Annotated in this window: 16 protein-coding genes and 1 tRNA gene; 10 read left to right on the top strand and 7 right to left on the bottom strand. The window is 35.4% G+C overall.

The genetic code is table 11. The features are described 5' to 3' along the window. Nucleotides 1-8: 8 nt before the first annotated feature. The 4 genes from QP953_RS26255 to QP953_RS26240 form a co-directional block, all read right to left on the bottom strand. Nucleotides 9-542 carry a ferritin gene (locus QP953_RS26255; RefSeq protein ID WP_309553402.1) on the bottom strand — a complete coding sequence of 178 codons (534 nt, stop codon included), beginning with the start codon at nt 540-542 and terminating at the stop codon, nt 9-11. A gap of 172 nt (nt 543-714) precedes the next feature. Further along, nucleotides 715-3,747: a hypothetical protein gene (locus tag QP953_RS26250; RefSeq protein WP_309553401.1), complete on the bottom strand. Its 3,033-nt coding sequence runs from the start codon at nt 3,745-3,747 to the stop codon at nt 715-717. Nucleotides 3,748-4,234: 487 nt separating this feature from the next. After that, on the bottom strand, nt 4,235-5,065 hold the full coding sequence (locus QP953_RS26245; RefSeq protein ID WP_309553400.1) for an ion transporter: 831 nt from the start codon (nt 5,063-5,065) through the stop codon (nt 4,235-4,237). A 112-nt stretch (nt 5,066-5,177) separates the two neighbouring features. Continuing rightward, a complete protein-coding gene (locus QP953_RS26240) occupies nt 5,178-6,050 on the bottom strand; it encodes a YicC/YloC family endoribonuclease (RefSeq protein WP_231512791.1) in 873 nt (290 codons plus the stop codon). 526 nt (nt 6,051-6,576) lie between these two features. Between QP953_RS26240 and QP953_RS26235 the strand changes: the two genes are divergently transcribed. Next, a complete protein-coding gene (locus tag QP953_RS26235) occupies nt 6,577-7,185 on the top strand; it encodes a C40 family peptidase (RefSeq protein WP_309553399.1) in 609 nt (202 codons plus the stop codon). Between the two features lie 113 nt (nt 7,186-7,298). Beyond that, on the top strand, nt 7,299-7,733 hold the full coding sequence (locus tag QP953_RS26230; protein ID WP_309553398.1) for a DUF4878 domain-containing protein: 435 nt from the start codon (nt 7,299-7,301) through the stop codon (nt 7,731-7,733). A gap of 164 nt (nt 7,734-7,897) precedes the next feature. Here the strand turns inward: QP953_RS26230 and rpmH are convergent, their stop codons facing one another. The 3 genes from rpmH to QP953_RS26215 form a co-directional block, all read right to left on the bottom strand. Then, nucleotides 7,898-8,056: a 50S ribosomal protein L34 gene (gene rpmH, locus QP953_RS26225; protein ID WP_052596739.1), complete on the bottom strand. Its 159-nt coding sequence runs from the start codon at nt 8,054-8,056 to the stop codon at nt 7,898-7,900. Nucleotides 8,057-8,140: 84 nt separating this feature from the next. Beyond that, the gene (locus tag QP953_RS26220; protein ID WP_052596737.1) at nt 8,141-8,566 is read right to left on the bottom strand and encodes a phosphoheptose isomerase; all 426 of its coding nucleotides are present in this window, start codon (nt 8,564-8,566) and stop codon (nt 8,141-8,143) included. 199 nt (nt 8,567-8,765) lie between these two features. Beyond that, nucleotides 8,766-9,446, bottom strand: a complete 681-nt coding sequence (locus QP953_RS26215) for a DUF4230 domain-containing protein (protein ID WP_052596735.1) — start codon at nt 9,444-9,446, stop codon at nt 8,766-8,768. A 516-nt stretch (nt 9,447-9,962) separates the two neighbouring features. On the opposite strand from QP953_RS26215, the gene QP953_RS26210 reads away from it, so the two are divergent. From QP953_RS26210 to QP953_RS26175, 8 genes are all read left to right on the top strand, one after another. After that, nucleotides 9,963-10,784, top strand: coding sequence for an NAD(P)-dependent oxidoreductase (locus tag QP953_RS26210; RefSeq protein WP_052596733.1), 822 nt, complete (start codon nt 9,963-9,965; stop codon nt 10,782-10,784). Between the two features lie 613 nt (nt 10,785-11,397). Further along, a tRNA-Ser gene (locus tag QP953_RS26205) sits at nt 11,398-11,487 on the top strand. Nucleotides 11,488-11,656: 169 nt separating this feature from the next. After that, nucleotides 11,657-12,499 carry a MotA/TolQ/ExbB proton channel family protein gene (locus QP953_RS26200; RefSeq protein ID WP_052596730.1) on the top strand — a complete coding sequence of 281 codons (843 nt, stop codon included), beginning with the start codon at nt 11,657-11,659 and terminating at the stop codon, nt 12,497-12,499. 35 nt (nt 12,500-12,534) lie between these two features. After that, nucleotides 12,535-13,083, top strand: a complete 549-nt coding sequence (locus QP953_RS26195; RefSeq protein WP_052596728.1) for a hypothetical protein — start codon at nt 12,535-12,537, stop codon at nt 13,081-13,083. Nucleotides 13,084-13,086: 3 nt separating this feature from the next. Then, nucleotides 13,087-13,629 (top strand): biopolymer transporter ExbD, encoded by a 543-nt coding sequence (locus QP953_RS26190; protein WP_052596726.1) that lies wholly within the window; start codon nt 13,087-13,089, stop codon nt 13,627-13,629. Nucleotides 13,630-13,762: 133 nt separating this feature from the next. Next, nucleotides 13,763-14,290 carry a biopolymer transporter ExbD gene (locus tag QP953_RS26185; RefSeq protein ID WP_309553397.1) on the top strand — a complete coding sequence of 176 codons (528 nt, stop codon included), beginning with the start codon at nt 13,763-13,765 and terminating at the stop codon, nt 14,288-14,290. A gap of 48 nt (nt 14,291-14,338) precedes the next feature. Then, nucleotides 14,339-14,812 carry a biopolymer transporter ExbD gene (locus QP953_RS26180; protein ID WP_052596719.1) on the top strand — a complete coding sequence of 158 codons (474 nt, stop codon included), beginning with the start codon at nt 14,339-14,341 and terminating at the stop codon, nt 14,810-14,812. A gap of 459 nt (nt 14,813-15,271) precedes the next feature. Then, the gene (locus QP953_RS26175) at nt 15,272-16,090 is read left to right on the top strand and encodes a toxin-antitoxin system YwqK family antitoxin (protein ID WP_052596717.1); all 819 of its coding nucleotides are present in this window, start codon (nt 15,272-15,274) and stop codon (nt 16,088-16,090) included. Nucleotides 16,091-16,233 lie beyond the last annotated feature (143 nt).

Below are 16,233 nucleotides of genomic sequence, written 5' to 3'. Positions count from 1 at the left end.
AATTTGTTTTAGGTAATAACATCTTCTCCACTACTCTCTTCCTGTCCACGCTGCGAATTGATTTTTTCTACTTCTTGATCAATAAAGTATAAACTTTGACCACCCGTTCCAATCAATTTAATTTTGTCAAGGATAGTACGGATTTGGGCTTCTTCCTCTCTTTGTTCAGCAACATACCACTGCAAAAATAAAGTAGTAGAGTGATCGTTTTCTTCGTCAGAGATAGACAAAAGCTCATAAATAGCACTTGTAACCGATTTTTCTTGTTGGTAGACCGCTTGAAAAAGTTCTTGCACAGACTCGTATTCGCCTCTAGGTTTTTCTTGAGCAGAAATAACAGCATGACCATCCATTTCATTAACATAATGAATAATCTTCATCATGTGCATTCTTTCTTCGGCTGATTGGTCATAAAAAAAAGTAGCACAACCATTCAAGCCTTGTCTTTCACACCAAGAAGCCATGGCGAGATAAGATGCAGAAGCATTTCCTTCTAATGCAATTTGTTTATTTAAAGCTTGCAATGTTTTTTCACTAAGCATAGTTGTTTGAATTTTTTGTCTTTAGTTGGCTATCAAATATCCTGATAACAAACCAATAATGTAAAGTAATGCTAATCTCCAAAAGGATTAGTTTACTATTGTAACAGCTAGATTAAATTATTTGTTGCAATAAATCATTTGAATTATAGAGACACAAAAGTACAATAATAATTTAATGATTATGCGTTAATAGGTTCATAATTCGTTGCGCCTTATTATCCAATTCAGGCTGACGAGGGGTAGGCGATATACGTTCTTCTAACCAATCAAAATAAACCGATTCAAATTCTGCCATTTCTTCTGTATTCATCCATTTGAAATCAATGTGAATGTAAACAGGAGCATTCAAAACAATAATATTTCGCAATAGATCACGGAAATCTGAATTTTGGAATCTACTAGGCCAAGTAGGCAATACAATACTAACGGTTAAGGAATAAAAATCACTTTCAGAATGTTGATTTTTGCCTTCTTGTTGTTTGGTTGTAAATTTGATTTTATCATAGATAGGAACATCACTTTTCTTAAAGCTTCGGATGTAATCAATGATATCAAGGAGTTTGTCTTGTGCTTCTAACTCTGTTTTTAGTGCCACGGGGTATTTGGCAATAAAGACGTCATAATTATCCGCCAAAATAATAACATAGTTGTTGTCATCATCTTGTCGAATGGTATAGTTCTCTCGGTAAGTACCAACATTAATAAGTTCATCGCTATAGGCGCGTTGTTGGTCAATTTCACCAAACTCATAACTTTCTAAGATGATACCATCTTGATCATCTGTTAATACAAAACCGTGCTGATCTTGTGCTTGTGGACGAAGCAGGATATGTTCAACAATATGCATTCCCTCAGAGTAGTGATTGAGTTTGTGCAGATACTTGATTAACTTTTCAATTTCTGTACGAGCTGCCAAGCGAGTAGAGACTTCTCGAATTTTAAAGACACCAAGTTTGCGTTTTCCCTTGTAGTAGATGCTAAAAGACTGCTTTCCTTTGGTTGGTAGCACAATATAATTATGACTTAAAATACCTTGTGCCATCAAATTCTTGATCAGTTCGTTTCTAGAATTGGCACGGAAGACAAAACGTCTACTATAATCAATGGTATCTTCTTCAGATTTATTTTTTGGTGCGTCACTATCCTTTTCTTCCTTGTCAGAATTAGGTATGTCATCATCTTCTTCGTCTTCACCTAGCCCATCTTCCAAAGAATTTCGCAAGCGATCTAGTTCGTCTTTTAGGTCGTCATCCAACTCTTCCTCATCAATTCCAAACGTATTTTGAATTTCATACAAAGCATCTAAATGGATAAAACCTTCCTTGGTATCTTTCGGAACAAAATCAACTACTTTGTCCAACGCATCAAAGAAGTCATCGTCATCATCTTTGCCATCAAAAGGTTCTAACAATGATTGATTGCCAGCTAACTCGATGTTTAATAATAAACTAGCTCTCTTCTTTAGTCCCGAGATATTTGATTCATCCAAAGTTTGACCTAAATAATCAAAGCCTTTACCTTTGTTTTTACTAATGTCAACATAATTTTGCAAGAACTCAATTTTAGCATTAATTAGCTCAATTTCAGGATTGGTTTCATCGTCATCGTGACCTACCCCAACATAATTAGAAACTTTTAATAAAAAGTCGGTGCTAAATTGCTCGCCAAAACGCCCTAGCAAATGATCTAGGAAACGATTTCTGCGATCAATAAAAGGATCAAATTTCTTCGTTACTTCCGCAACTTTTTCGTTAAAGAGCTCTAGTGTTCTTTCTTGAGCATCTTCCAAGGAGTAATCTTTGTTTGTCGATGCGATGTGCTCGACTGTTGGATTGAAAATTAAATCAAATACACCAGGAATATGCTTAGGAGTGTTGCTATAATAGGTTCTGTCAATTGATTTATCAATAGAAAAAAGTTTTCGAACATTGGCTAATTGTTCTAAGTAATTGGACAATGTTTGTTCGAAGAAAAACAAGTAACCACGTAGCTGTTTAACCATTGCTACCCGTTCACGAGTAGCTTGTGCGTGATCGGGCAAACCGAGTTCGTTGACTCCATATGTAACAGGAAGCTCATTTTGTAAAGAGTCGTAATGGGCAACTTCTTTTAGGCTAATCGTAGATGGAAAATCCTTTTCATGGTAAAGCATTTTCATTTGATACCCTTTTTTGTAGCGAGCATAGAGCGAATACAACAACTGATTGGCTGTATTCAAATCTAGTTCATAATTTAAGGCACCTCTAAAGAATTGCAAAGGATAGTCACCACCATCGGTATAGCGTTCATCAATGGTATCCATATCCAAGACAGGATAGGTGTTTTGACGAATAGGAATGACGTCACTATCGACAGGAATGCCGTTTTTATCAACACGGAAATAGGTAATCCGTCGAACGCCCTCTACACCTTGTACGATTTCAATCAGTTTAGAAACATAAACTTCTTGCGTCATGCCTCTTAAATCAGATTTTAAAATCAAACCATGTACAGGAGGAGGACCATCAAACGCTTGATCAACCGTGTAGCCTCTATCCAATAAATCCTCTAACGTATGAAATTGGATGGATGGATTAAGGTGTTCTTCCAGTCGGAACAAAATTTCAGCTAGTAATTCTTCGGCAACAGCTTCCGAATTAATATCAATGTCTGCAAAAATTTCAATTTTGTCTACATCTAATACTTGAATCGACTCGATGTCTTCACACAAGTTTCTATGATGATTATAGAGTGCAAATACCTCTTCTTTGATCCTTCGAATACCTTCTTCTGTACGTGCTGTTTCATCAATTTGTAGCAAAATGCGATAAAGCCCCTTAATCCCTTGCATATTGTCACGAACGGGTTCTACCCAAGCATTTTTGACATATTGTACTCGGTCAATGATTAAGATGCGATAGTCATCTTGAGTAACAGGGTTGGTTGGTAAAATCTCGACTGCATCATAAAATGCATTGTTGATTTCTTCTCGCTTTTTTCTGGATTGAGAATTGAGTAAATTTTGAATAGGGGTCGTCGCACGTTTATTAATTTTTGACATGGTATCACAGAGTTGTTCCATGATGGTAATACCAGGGTCGTGCGTATTGTAATCCGTCCATACATCACCAGAGAGTTGTTGCATAAAATCCAACCAAACTTCTTTTAGTTGTTCTCTCTCTAATGTCTTGGGGATTTGCGTATTTAGATTAAATTGATCTTGCATAGGTGTTTTGTACAAAAGTTGCCGTATGAGTAATTGTTTAAAATGACATAGGTCAAATCGAACAATTTTTGAGCATTTCTAGATGGTATTATAGTAATTCAATACTCCTTGAATTTATCATTCTTTTAATAAACTAGAAAAGTAAGAAATAATTACCAATTATAAATATGAATGGTCAATTGTTTTTGATTTCCTTTAAATTATTTTCAATGTGTTTTTTTGTGAAAACGGTGATTCTCTAAGCTTCTATATTGGCTAATATATGGTACAAATGTTAGAACACCGTGTTCCATGTATTGTGAAGCGCAAGTTGCTAAATAATAACGAGACCTTTCTACAATGCTACTTTAAAAAAACATCAATTTTGTGCTTATAGGTGACTGGTTCAGCCCTACGGTGCTTGATAAACTGTTGTAGGAAAAACAACAAATTTTTGTAGTGTTGGGTGGTATTGATTGGAGTATTAACGTTGCTGAAGGGACGGAAGTTATAGTTCTTCTCCACAATATTTGCAAAATTGGGCATCTGCATCATGTCCTTCGCTAAGGCAGGACTTGCAGGCTTGTGTCGATTGGTTGTGGGCATTATTAGAATCAGAAGCAACCAATTCTGCGGAGACAATGCCCGTTGGAACGGCTAAAACACCATAGCCCATTACCATGACCACCGCTGCCAAAAATTGACCAATGGCTGTCGTTGGTGCAATATCTCCATAGCCAACGGTTGTTAAGGTAACAATTGCCCAGTAAATACTACGAGGAATACTTGTAAAGCCAGATCCTTGTCCCCCTTCTACAAAATACATAATAGAGCCTATGACAATAGCCATCATCAAAATAAAGGTAAGAAAAACCGTAATTTTCGCTTGGCTAGCCTTTAATGCTGCGACCAAACTTTTGCTCTCATCTAAAAATTTTGCCAGTTTAAAGATTCTAAAAACACGAATCAAGCGCATGGCTCGAACAGAGGCAAAATATTGAGACCCAGCCAACCCAAAAATAATTTCCAAATAACTAGGGAGAATTGACAATAAATCAATGATACCAAAAAAACTAAAGACATATTTACTGGGTTTGTACACGCAGATCAAGCGCAAGATATATTCTATAGTAAAGTAGATGGTAATCACCCACTCTGCCATGTTGAACCAAGTTCCATAGATATCATTTAAGGAGGCAATACTTTCTAACATTACTAATATAATACTGATGATAATCAAAATCAGTAATGTCACATCGAATAGTTTTCCTAACTTAGTATCTGCCTCAAATATAATTTCGTGCAGTCGATTACGCCAAGGTGCAAAGTTCTCTTTCATGCTTACTTTTTTCAACTTATAAGTAGGAAGTTTTTAGCACGGTTCACTGGCAACAATAGTTCATTGCGTGTATTGTAAACATCTGTAGTAACCAATGGTGTACCAGTAGTCCTTATAAAATATTAGCCAATTGCTCTTTAATTTTATCTGCTTGATTTTTCATCTGAATGACCAAACGTTGAATGGTGGCAGAATTAGCTTTGGAGCCAAGGGTATTGATTTCTCTGCCAATTTCTTGCAAAATAAAATTTAACTTTTTCCCTTTGGCTTTTACCTCCTTTTCTAGTTCTTCTACAAAATAAGCACAATGTTGTTGCAGCCGAACCTTTTCTTCGTTGAGATCAAATTTATCTAAATAATAAATCATCTCTTGTTCCAACCGATTCTCGTCTACCTTGCCTTTGACCTGTAATTGCTCTAAACTAGATAGCAACCGAGTTCTAATTTTTTCAATTCTTTCCTCTTCGGCAGGATCAACTTCTTCTAGCAATTGAGCAATATTATCAATGTGAGATTGAATATCTTCTAAGGTCGCATTGCCTTCTTCTGCTCTAAAATCATTTAATGCAGTCAAGGCTTCCTCTACTACTTCTAAAATAAGTTCCCATGCATTCTCATCTATTTCGTCATTATTTTGAACAATAACACCAGGTAAGCGAGTAATCGTGTATAACAAATCACCATTACTAATATTGTGTACATCAGCCAACTCCATCAAGTCGGTGTAATAATTATTAAAAGCCTGTTTATTAATAGCATGGTCATTTTCCAGTGTGTTTTCAACTGTCAAAGTTAAGTCAACTTTGCCACGTATTAGGTTGTTATTGATTAGCTTACGCAATTCGATCTCTTTACTTTGATATTGCGTAGATATCCTAGTACGTAAATCAAAACTCTTGCTGTTGATGCTCTTGATTTCTACAACAATACGCTGAGAGGGAGTTGTTTTTTCTGCACGGCCAAAACCCGTCATGGAGTATAACATAGTCTATTGCTTATACTGAAGTTACCCTTAATAATAGCAATCTATATAGATAACCTCAAAGTGAATTCTCGGATGAAATGGATAAAATCAATGATTTGCTAAAAGCAAAATGGTCATTAGCAAACTACCAACCATTGGTATAACATAAAATATTATAAAACTCATGTCCAAAATCTTGATGAAGGCAATTATTTTTTGTCATCTTCATACAAACCAACGTTTGGTAAAAGGCAATTAGAATGGAAAATAGAAAAAATAATGGAGTACTAGACGAACAACGAATAAAAATATTTTTTTTTTCATCAAAAAGCCATTACATTTAAAAACGATTAAAGAGGTTTATGATCAAATAAACTCCAATTGTTCTTTGGCAAATCTATCTTTTGTAGGTTAAGAGTCTAGAAAAGTGTTAGAGGTTGATATACGAGACAAATGATTGTATCTTTGTATTTATTATTGCGTTGATTATAGAATCAAAAAATTGTTAGAGAACTATTTTATTATTACTTCACAAAATTAAGAAAACATGCGATTAAGAGGCATACAATTTATTTATGACAATCAAGGTAGAAAAATTAGTGCAGTAGTGGATCTTCGCCGTTATGAGAAAGAGTTTGCAGTTTTCTTGCAAGAGTTATCAAAAAAGCGATCTGGAGGTACAACTACCAACACGAATCCTGTAATTGGAGACACGACAGATGTTGTTGGTTCGGGAGGCAATAATTCGGGTAGTACCGTGAATGCAAGAAAGCTTAAAATTGATGCATTGTTAAAAACAGCTCGATCTTATTATGGTGTACCTTATCGAACAGGAGGCATTTCTCGTAGTGGAATGGATTGCTCTGGGTTTACACAGACTAGTTTCAAAGCGATAGGGCTAAACTTGCCACGAGTATCTAGAGATCAAGCATTGATTGGACAGTCGGTTGCTAAATCACAATTGCAGCCTGGGGATTTGGTCTTTTTTGCAACGGGTACTCCAGGACGAATCAATCATGTCGGAATTGTAACGGATACTAGCAATCCTGATGCCATTCGATTTATACATGCTTCTAGTAGTAGAGGGATTATGGAGACATCTATGGGGATTAACTATTGGGTTCGTGCTTACATAAAAGCTAGACGAGTTGTTTAGAGGCAGCTTACAGGGTACGTCTTGAGATTAGAAAACTTTGTGAAATAATATAGATATTGCTAATAATAAAACGAAATAAGATAGTACTGCAAGGAAGGATTAAAAAAATAACTGTGAATCAATTTTTGAATAAAGGAAAAGTTTATCTATTGTTTCTTCTATTGTTTGGCGCTTGTGCTGGTTCGAAAAAGGTAAATTATAAAAATCCTAAAAGTGTTACCCTTGCTTTTTACAAAGCATTGGCAAATAATGACTACGAACGTGCCAAACAGTTGGGAACATCTGAAACCATAAAAGTACTTAGTATGCTTCAAAATCTTCATGATTTATTGCCAGAAGAAGAACAACGAGCAGCAAAGGAAGAAGGAGCATTGCAATTGAAATATCTTAAAAAAGCAACCTGCTTGCTTGGAGAGAAGGGGAGTGCAGAAACAGCAACTTGTCAAGTTTGTTGTGATGAGAATGGTGTTTCCAGTACAGCGCCCTTGACTTTAAGGAAAGAAAACCGTCGGTGGCTAATACACATAACAAAAGAAACGTTAGAGTAGCGTTGATGCTCAATCGCAAAACTGCTTAATGTGGCTTAATGTGTAGAAGTGATTGCCTATCAAAGCAAGTAAATGAATTGACTACAAACTAAAAAATTCGTCTAACTCAAAATAAGTTAGACGAAGCTTTATCTTAATCTCTAATTCTTTTAAAAGGTAGAGAATTATTTTAGACCACGTTTTTCGTCAGAAACAGTCAATTGCTTACGTCCTTTTTTACGACGGTTAGCCAAAGTCTTACGACCATTTTTTGTACTCATACGTTCACGAAAGCCGTGTTTGTTTTTACGTTTGCGATTCGAAGGTTGAAATGTACGTTTCATTATTCTATTGTATTTTAGATTATTGTCTTATTTCAAAAGCGGGTACAAAGATAGAAATAAAAATTTATTCTGCAAATTTTGCTACTAATCTTTAAAAACTTCAATCGTTTTTTCTTTTAGAATAAGATCGGTAAATTTTCCTTTAAAGCGAGTTGCCTTTACCATATGGTTATCAATCCAATGATAGTTTCCTCCGCGAGGCTTGCCCATTAACAAACTATGGTATTTAAATCCTTCTTTTTCAAGCCATTTTTCAGTTACTTCTCGATGTGCTTCTGTTCTAGACGTAAAAAAACAAATGCGATGTCCTTCATCATACCACTTATTAAGGGTTTCTAATGCATCAGGGAATGGTTTACAGGTAGCCATTCGTTCAGGTTCTTCATTAGGCACATCCTCTGTAATGGTTCCGTCGATGTCAATAAGGTAATTTTTTACGTCTTCGGGCAAAGTAGGACTAATTAAGTTCCCTTCTTCATCTACCAACTTTTTGAGTTGCTTGTCGTCCATGATTGATTTTTTTGATTTTTAATTATTTGAAAATCGAAAGCAATAGAATTAATTCCATCCCTTTTTTGTGCTTGATTTAACTGATGAAGGTGTAAAAATACGGTTATAAAATCAAAAAGCAGCTTGTTTTCAATAAAAATTGAAATCTTAGAACGAACAGTTGATCGCTTTTGAGTACCGAAAAAAGCAAGATTTTAGGTTAATTTTTTATGCTATCTGTTCCATTTTGGATAGGTAATGCAATGTGAATAGAGTCAGGAAGTTTCTTTTCTTCTCTGGGGGAAGGAGCAACGACATCATTTTGGACTTCAAATCTCCATCCAGCTTGTTCTACCAAGAGCTTGATAATTTCCAAGCTTTCGATTCCCTCGGCTCTTGCTTGATCCATTAATGGTCCTTGTGCCGCTTCTTTTTGTAATTTTCGTTTGGCGACCGCCCCAATACTTGTTAACTCTTCCTCTGTAAATGAGTTAAACATCCCTTCTTGAATATCATAATACTTAAGGTCGTGATCAATCGATAAAATTTCAGGAGCAGGGAGATTTTTGACACGCAAGACTTTATTTTCTGCGTCCACTTCAAATTGAGCCTTTTTTAAGTCATAACCTACCGAGACACGTGCGTTTACTTTGATAATAGCTTTCTTTCTGAGAATAGAAATATCCGACCAATAAGAATCGTTGTACTGATGAATATTGGAGAATTCACCTTCAACTGTAATTAATTTAGCTACTTTTTTGACACGCTCTAACAAAATATGTTGGTTGATATCAGGCATTGGATCCTTAACCTTTTTGGGGGCGCCAAAATAATTGGCATATAAAAATGCACCAACAAGAGCCCCAAATAGGAAAAAGCCAAAAGAATCGATTAATTTCATGTAAGATGATTGTTTTGTTTACGGCAGATTATAAAGAGGTATTAACGTATTCTAAAAATATTCTCTTTAAATAGTTTATTCGATTGTTTATACCAACCAAATCACTCGTGTTTTTGATTAATCCAATAACCATTATTTTTGAGCGAAAGGTTCCATGAATTTTATCTCATAATATAACTTTTCTTTCGTTGATTGGACAAAATCAGGACATAAAATTATCTTTTTTATAAAAAACTCAATCAAGAACGGTAAGATGTTCTATGAAAAAAAGAATGGACAAGTTGCATTTCTTTTGCTTTTCGATTTGTAAGCAATCGTTCAGAAAAAGTTATACCAACCACGTAGCAGGAATGTAGCTAAAATCTAAGTACTAACTAAAAAATATTTGCATAAGAAAAGGTGGAAGGTTGGTGGTAAACTAACTAGGCATTGTTTTTTTCGAATATTATTCACTTCTTGTAAATTTATTTTTACATTAATGCGAAGCTTATTTTCTCACCACATCAATCAAATAAAATGAATCGATTTACAGGAAAAACAGTTTTTATTACTGGAGCTAGTCGTGGCATAGGTAAAGCTATTGGACTAAAATTGGCTGCTGAAGGAGCTAATATTGTTATTGCAGCAAAAACAGCTGAACCGCACCCTAAATTGCCAGGAACTATCTATACGGCTGCTGAAGAAATGGAGGCAGCAGGGGGCAAAGCACTGCCTATTGTTGTGGATATACGAAGCGAAGAAATTGTACAGAAAGCTGTGGATAAGGCTGTAGAAACGTTTGGAGGAATTGATATCTTAATCAACAATGCAAGTGCTATTAATTTATCTCCAACAGAGCATGTTAGCATGAAACGTTATGATTTGATGCACTCGGTCAACGCTAGAGGTACTTTTTTGGCGACCAAATTGTGCTTACCACACTTAAAGAAAGGAAATAATCCACACGTTTTAAATTTATCGCCACCTTTAAATATGGACCCCAAATGGTTTGGCAATCACGTCGCTTATACGATGGCAAAATACGGAATGAGTATGTGTGTGTTAGGACACGCAGAAGAATTCAAGGACTATGGCATCGGTGTAAATGCGTTGTGGCCCAGAACGACTATTGATACAGCTGCTGTTCGAAATTTATTGGGTGGAGCAGAAATGGCGGAGCAATCTAGAAAACCTTCTATTATAGCAGATGCTGCTGGATTTATCTTAAGTCGTAATTCCAAAACTTGTACTGGAAACTTTTTTATAGACGACGAAGTACTGGCAGAAGAAGGTATTGTGAATCTTGATGAGTATGCAGTAAATCTGGAAAAAGACTTAATGCCTGATTTTTTTATTTAAAATAAAAAAAAAAGTTAAGGTGTTTGTGATGAGGTATTTAAGTTGATTTTTAGGGATTGGTTGTCTTGTTTTTAATATTTTTTTTCTAACAGGCACACCAAAATAAAATAAAGCAGCATCTACCTTTATACCCACCTATGAACAATGAAAACTAAATCTTGGCAATACACTATTTGTTGGAAAAGAAATGCTCCAATAAATAGTGTGGCCTAAAACCTACTTATGGTTACGGTATTATTGCTTCTCCCAACAAAGTAATAAATAGTAGTTTTTGCAACCGCAAGACAAGAACCCACAACCACGCAGTAGCCTGTGATTATTATAACCAACCAACAAAGGCAAATCATCTGAAGTAGAGAGAAGTGTATGACATACACACATCATTCTATTCTGCATTCATACACTGTATTGCCAACGTCTGTATTTTTATACCCAAAAAAGAAGAAGAATTTCTATAGACCTTAATTCGTATAGACTAGAAATAGAAAACAGGAATAACTTTGAAAATAATAGGATATTAGCGTAAGAAAATTTTGTATTGTCCTATTTATTTACAATTTTTGTGCATCGTGTCAATAATAGACCAACTATTTTGACACAGATAAATATTCAGGGAGAGGTGCCAGAGTGGTTGATCGGGCACGCCTGGAAAGCGTGTGTGCCTTTGCGGGTACCGCGGGTTCGAATCCCGCTCTCTCCGCCATAGAAAAAGAAAAACCAACTTATATGTAAAAGAAAACGTTCTTGAGCATAGATTGGTTCCATATTACCTTTATAAATTTACCGTCATATTTCATTACAACTATGAAATGTGATAAGAGTACAAACTAATCTAATTTTTGTTAAAAACTTTCGCAAACCATCGTTACGTTATGAAAAAGGTTTTCGTTTTATTTTTTGCACTTATCTTAAGTGTAGGCACGTACAATAATACTCTTTTAGCTCAAGATGAGCCAGGCGACACTACTACTATGGTAGAGGACACTATGGCTAATGAGCCAGATCTGATTCAAGAGGAGCCAGCTGAAGAGCCAAAAACAATGGCAGAACCAGAAGTGGAAATGTCTTTACACCAAGTTGTTAAAAAGAACTTTATTGATGGTGGTTGGGAATTCATGGCAATCGTATTGATTTGTCTAATTTTAGGTCTTGCTATTGCTATTGAGCGTATCATTACACTAAGTTTGGCAACTGTAAATACGAAAAAATTGATCGCAGAACTAGACAATGCTATTTCTAATGGAAACATTAAAGATGCTCAAGACATCTGTAAAGCTACTCCTGGTCCAACTGCTGAAGTATTGGGACAAGGTTTGAAGCGTGTTGATGATGGCATTGATGCTGTAGAAAAAGCAATTATTTCTAATGGTAGTGTTCAAATGGGACTTTTGGAAAAAGGACTAGTTTGGTTGGCTTTGTTTATCGCATTGGCACCGATGTTAGGATTTATGGGTACAGTACTTGGTATGATTGATGCCTTTGATTCTATCGAGAAAGCAGGTGATATTCAACCTTCTATGGTTGCGGGTGGTATTAAGGTAGCACTTTTGACAACAGTATTTGGTTTGATCACAGCGATTATTCTACAAATTTTCTACAACTATATTACTGCAAAAGTAGATAGTTTGGTTAACTCAATGGAAGATGCTACTATCAGCTTAATCGACATTTTGATTGACAAAGGAAATATATCTACTTCAAAAGTAGGAGAATAATTGTTTTTGATTAACTAATAAAATCTAGAATTATTATGACTGGAGCATATCAGTTTCTCAAAAAATATGGAGTAGCCATCGGATTTGGAACCGGTACTATATTGGCTGTTCTAACGTATGCTATTATATTAGGAGGGTTTCCAGAGTTTACACCTAGTAAAAAGGAGTTGTATAACTTAGGTATCTTCAACTTTGGTTTGTATACTACTTATGCCTTGATTATAGTTGCTTGTGCCTTGGTAGTGTTGTTTTCAATTATCAACGTGGCAAAAAATCCCAAAGGTTCTATCAAAGGGGTAGCTGGATTTGCTGTTTTGGTAGTTATTTTCTTTATCACTTACTCTATGGGAGATGGCTTGTTGACAGAGCAATTGGCTAAAAGTGATCCTATGTTAATACCTATGGAAACAAAGCAAGTTGGAAACACAATGGTAAAAATGCCTGTGGCACTTCAAGAGGGAGTAACAACTTCTCCTGAACTAAAAACAGCAGATGGATTAATTAAATTTAGCTATGTTATGATGTTGCTAGCAATTGTTGCTATGATTTTTGCGGCACTTCGTGATTTAGTAAAACAATCTTAAGCTATGGCTAAAAGAGATATTCCAGAAATCAATGCAGGGTCGATGGCAGATATTGCCTTCTTGTTATTGATCTTCTTTTTGGTAACAACAACTATACAGACGGATTCGGGACTTAGTGTCTTGTTGCCGCCTTATGTAGAGGAGCCGCCACCACCAGAAAAAAAGAACAAGCGAAATGTATTTGCTGTTCAAATCAATGCTAACAATCAATTGTTGGTACGTGGTCGCCCACTTCCTTTATCTGATATCAAAGAAATTAAAGTTCGTCTAAAGGAATTTATCATGAATAATGGTAAAGACCCCAATGCTTCCGATTCGCCTAAATTAGCGGTGGTAAGTTTGTTGAATGATAATGGAACTTCTTATGAAGCTTATGTAGGTGTTTATGATCAACTAAAAGCAGCTTATAACGAGCTATGGGAAGAATCTGCTCAACGCAAATATGGACGTAGTTACGAAGATTTAGACCGTAAGGAACGCAAATCTATACGAGACGAAATTCCGTTGGTAATTTCAGAAGCAGAACCAACAAGTATATCGACTTAGTTGCGTATGAAATTATAGATTCGTTTGTACATCATATCAAACAAGCATCAAGACCATTTAGGATTGATGCTTGTTTTTAGAACTTCTATCTAGCAATCTTTTGGAATAGTATGACCATTAAAAAGAAGTTCTTATGAAAAAAACGAAGAAAAAAATGGTACCTGTTGTTAGTGCAGGATCTTTGGCAGACGTTGCTTTTTTATTGTTGATTTTTTTCTTGGTAACAACTACTATCCAAACCGATACAGGGCTAAATGTCTTGTTGCCAGCTTGGACAGAAGACATTGTTAAACAGAATTATGAAAATAGAAATGTATTGTCTGTACATATAAATTTCAAAAATGAATTGATGATAGAAGGTGAAAGAGCTCAATTGAGCTCTTTGCAATCTAGAACAGAACAGTTAATTTTGAAAGAAGCCGAATCGCCTAAAAAAGCTATCGTGTCATTACAAAATGATCATGGTACCTCTTACGAAACTTATGTGGCGGTTTACAACGAAATTAAAGCTGGATACAATCATATTTGGGATAATGAATCGCTTCGAAGATTTGGACAACATTATGATGATTTGGATAAAAAATCGCAGGCTGCTGTTCGCAAAAATTACCCTTTGGTGATTTCAGAAGTAGAATCTTCAACTATTGCTATCAACCAATAGTGTAGAATTTAATTAGAAAGTTAACCTTATTGATTATAATATTAAGTTATGTCTAAGTTTAAGAAAAAAGGTAAAAAAGACGCACCAGGTATCACAACTGCCTCTTTGCCAGATATCGTTTTCATGCTATTGTTCTTCTTTATGGTAGTAACAAAAATGAGAGATAGTGAAGTAATGGTAAAAATTCAGGTACCGAATGCTTCTGAACTACAAAAATTAGAAAAAAAATCTTTGGTTACGCATATTTATATCGGTTCGCCAGTAGAGAAATATATTTCTCAGATGGGAACAGCACCTCGTATCCAATTGAACGATCAATTTGCCGATGCTTCGCAAATTCCATTGTTTATTGCCAATGAAAAACAAAAGGTAACACCTGCTAAATTACGTGATAAAATGACTTGCGCTATGCGTGTCGACAAAGGCGTTAAAATGGGTATTGTTACCGATGTAAAAACAGAATTGCGTAAAATTGATTTCCGTAAAGTGAGCTATTTAGCAACCGATTTGGGCGATCAATAAAAATATATCCCAGTAATGGGCACTCTAATCTACTAAGCCATTTTCTTTCAAAAGAAAATGGCTTTTCCTTTTGGTATTAGGAAGTTGTTATCCCTATGCTAAAAGACAAAAAACTTCTTTGGTAGATTCTTATAAAACCAAGATAAAGCTTTATATTTATATTAAATAGTTAGCTGCACTACTACTTCGTGGTCGTTGATAAACTAACAGGAATGTATTTTTTATCTTTTTGTTAACTAAACTTACGAGCATAGCGAGCGTACGCAATGTGGCAAGTAACTAAGCGATCTCATAAACTGGTCAACAAACTACTAAGTTGAGCAGTTTTTTGAATGTGCTCAATAGATGATTATTTTAGTACCATAACACCTGTTAATGATTATGCGCTTATAAGTATGATTTCATACTTGACTCCCTAATTTTATTTAGATAGGATAGCGTTGTTTCAACCTAAGTAATATGAAAGTTTTTATTTGTTTTCTTATCCTATTAGGCTTATTAAGCTCTTGCGAAATTCCAAAAGCTTTAAACCCATTTGACGACACAGAAGACCTTGTTTATCCAGATACAACGGTTACAATCAATTCTTTGGCACCCCAGATTTGTGAAGTTAAAGTAGAAGATACCGATAGTACATACATTGTTACGTCTTATTGGACCGATAAACTAACGGGAAGAATTATCTACAAGATGGAAGATGCCCCTTATCGAAGAAGCCGTATGCATGGTACTCAATACAAGTATGATGAAGAAGGTGATACCTTGTTGATCGCTCATTTTGAAAATGGTATTCGTATTGATTCTACTGTTTATTATTGGGGGAATGGCAATCCGAAACACAAATTCTTTTATTCTGCTGCCAAAGATGGAAACATTAATTTTGAAATCCAGTATCACGAAAATGGACAACGCAAAACAGATGTTGTTGTTTATGAAGATGGTGTGTTGACAGGAGCTGTCAACTATTATGACGATACCGAAAAAAATGAACGTACCGAAACGTATTATTATAGAGATAATGAATTGATTGGTATTCAAATTTACAACAAAGCATACGAAGAACTTGATCGCAGGAAAGAGTACCTACTTGCAGAGTATAGACAGGACTCAGCGCGTTTAGCAGAGGCTCTGTTAGCAGAAGCGGGGATAGGGGATACAGAGATCCCTGTTTATTATATCGGATCGGAAAAAGATGCCTTGTACGATGTCGGCGAACCTGATGATTGGGATATTATGAAAATTGATCCTGTTTTTATGTTGAAATATAATAATCGCTAAAAGAGAATCCTTTATTTAACTAAATGTTTAGAAAGTTGTTGTTAGTCGCAAGTATAACTTGCGACTAATGATTTTTTAGGAAGATGTGACGCGTAGTTGCTAGCATTGCTCCTAGACCATTGTTTTAATAAATGACGACTTGA

The sequence above is a fragment of the Aureispira sp. CCB-E genome (assembly GCF_031326345.1).
In the GTDB taxonomy this organism is placed as follows: domain Bacteria; phylum Bacteroidota; class Bacteroidia; order Chitinophagales; family Saprospiraceae; genus Aureispira.
Note: the sequence above shows the minus strand (reverse complement) of the source record. Positions and strands in the feature narration are given on the sequence as shown.

What these genes read in the sequence shown, in the direction of transcription:
- QP953_RS26235 (WP_309553399.1), top strand. Translation starts at nt 6,577, where the DNA reads ATGCGATTAAGAGGCATACAATTTATTTATGACAATCAAGGTAGAAAA.
- QP953_RS26185 (WP_309553397.1), top strand. Translation starts at nt 13,763, where the DNA reads ATGAAAAAAACGAAGAAAAAAATGGTACCTGTTGTTAGTGCAGGATCT.
- QP953_RS26250 (WP_309553401.1), bottom strand. Translation starts at nt 3,747, where the DNA reads ATGCAAGATCAATTTAATCTAAATACGCAAATCCCCAAGACATTAGAG.
- QP953_RS26255 (WP_309553402.1), bottom strand. Translation starts at nt 542, where the DNA reads ATGCTTAGTGAAAAAACATTGCAAGCTTTAAATAAACAAATTGCATTA.
- QP953_RS26200 (WP_052596730.1), top strand. Translation starts at nt 11,657, where the DNA reads ATGAAAAAGGTTTTCGTTTTATTTTTTGCACTTATCTTAAGTGTAGGC.
- QP953_RS26180 (WP_052596719.1), top strand. Translation starts at nt 14,339, where the DNA reads ATGTCTAAGTTTAAGAAAAAAGGTAAAAAAGACGCACCAGGTATCACA.
- QP953_RS26240 (WP_231512791.1), bottom strand. Translation starts at nt 6,050, where the DNA reads ATGTTATACTCCATGACGGGTTTTGGCCGTGCAGAAAAAACAACTCCC.
- QP953_RS26195 (WP_052596728.1), top strand. Translation starts at nt 12,535, where the DNA reads ATGACTGGAGCATATCAGTTTCTCAAAAAATATGGAGTAGCCATCGGA.
- rpmH (WP_052596739.1), bottom strand. Translation starts at nt 8,056, where the DNA reads ATGAAACGTACATTTCAACCTTCGAATCGCAAACGTAAAAACAAACAC.
- QP953_RS26220 (WP_052596737.1), bottom strand. Translation starts at nt 8,566, where the DNA reads ATGGACGACAAGCAACTCAAAAAGTTGGTAGATGAAGAAGGGAACTTA.
- QP953_RS26215 (WP_052596735.1), bottom strand. Translation starts at nt 9,446, where the DNA reads ATGAAATTAATCGATTCTTTTGGCTTTTTCCTATTTGGGGCTCTTGTT.
- QP953_RS26190 (WP_052596726.1), top strand. Translation starts at nt 13,087, where the DNA reads ATGGCTAAAAGAGATATTCCAGAAATCAATGCAGGGTCGATGGCAGAT.
- QP953_RS26245 (WP_309553400.1), bottom strand. Translation starts at nt 5,065, where the DNA reads ATGAAAGAGAACTTTGCACCTTGGCGTAATCGACTGCACGAAATTATA.
- QP953_RS26175 (WP_052596717.1), top strand. Translation starts at nt 15,272, where the DNA reads ATGAAAGTTTTTATTTGTTTTCTTATCCTATTAGGCTTATTAAGCTCT.
- QP953_RS26210 (WP_052596733.1), top strand. Translation starts at nt 9,963, where the DNA reads ATGAATCGATTTACAGGAAAAACAGTTTTTATTACTGGAGCTAGTCGT.